The following is a 1,385-nucleotide window of genomic DNA, read 5'->3' as shown; positions in this document are numbered from 1 at the left end:
ATGCGCGGCGCGGGCCCCGTGCTGCTGCTGGTGCTGGCCGTGGCCCTCGGCATGCTGGCCATCGGCCAGGGCTCGTCGTGGGAACGCTCGCAGAACGACCAGGCGGACTTCCGCGCGGGCGCCGGGGTCCGCGTCCTGGGCGCCGGCGACGGCGAGCCGGGCACCACCGGGGCGTACGCGGCCGTGTCCGGTGTCCGGGCCGCCGCCCCCGCCCACCGCACGACGGTGCCGCTGTCCGGCAACCGGACGGCGACCGTCCTGGCCCTGGACACCGCCCGGGCCTCCGGCACCCTGCTGATGCGCTCCGACCTCGCCGACCGGCCGGTCCCCCACCTGCTGGACGGCCTGAAGCCCGAGGGCGCCACGGCCGGGACGCCGGTCCCGGCGGACACCGCCCGGCTGTCCCTGACCGCCCGCATCCAGGGCTCCGCCACGGACTCCGGGGGCGCCGAGAACGGCGACACGGACGGCGGCGCCGATGCCGGGGACGGCGGCGGCACCGCGGGGGACGGCGCCCCGGCGGCCGAGGTCCGGGCGACCCTGGTGGACGCCCACGGCATCCCCTACAAGCTCCCCCTGGGCCGGCTCCCCGCCGACGGCCGCGCCCACACGCTCGTCCTGGACCTCGCCGGAACCGGCGCGAACCCGCCCGGCAGGATGACGCTGACCGGCCTGCACCTGGCCCTCACCCAGCCCGTCGGGCACGCTGAACAGCACCGGTTCACGGTGTCCCGGCTGACCCTGACCGACACCGGCGGCCGGGACCGGCGGGCGGACCTGCCCACCGACTGGGACCCGACGGCGTGGGCCGCCGCCGCGGAGGCCACCGCCGACGAGGCCGCCGCCCCCACCCGGCCGCGGGTCACCTCCACCCGCCCGCTCACCGTCACCTACGGCACCGGCTACGTCCCCCGGGACTCCGCCCGGGTGGTCTCGCCGCTGACCGTGCGCCTGCAGGTGCCTCAGCCGTCGGCGTCCGAGGTCGCCGCCGTCGCCACCGACCGCTACCTGGACTCCACCGGTGCCCGCCCCGGCCAGCGGGTGGACGTCGCCGTCGACGGCTCCACCGTCCCGGTGCGCATCGTCCGCTCCGTGCGGGACCTCCCGTCCACCACGCCCGGCGGCGCCGACGACGGCGGGGCGCTGCTGCTCGACCTGCGCGCGGTCAACCGAATCCTGCAGACCCGCCACGACGCGGGCGCGCCACCGAACGAGTGGTGGCTGCGGACCGCGCCCGGCGCCACCGACCGGGTGGCCGCCGCGCTGCGCGACCGGCCCGAGGTGGAACCGTCGAGGGTGCTGGTGCGCGACGAGATCGCCGCGGAACTGCGCGACGACCCGTTCGGCGCCGGACCCGAGGCCGCCTTCGGCGCGGCGGCCCTCGC

The 1,385-nt window shown here is 78.8% G+C and carries 1 pseudogene; it reads left to right on the top strand.

Features of this window, described 5'->3' with window-relative positions:
- Nucleotides 1-1,385 (top strand): annotated as a pseudogene (locus tag G3I53_RS29955) (ABC transporter permease); the annotation flags it as partial.

This window comes from Streptomyces sp. SID14436 (assembly GCF_010548465.1).
GTDB lineage: Bacteria > Actinomycetota > Actinomycetes > Streptomycetales > Streptomycetaceae > Streptomyces.
Note: the sequence above shows the minus strand (reverse complement) of the source record. Positions and strands in the feature narration are given on the sequence as shown.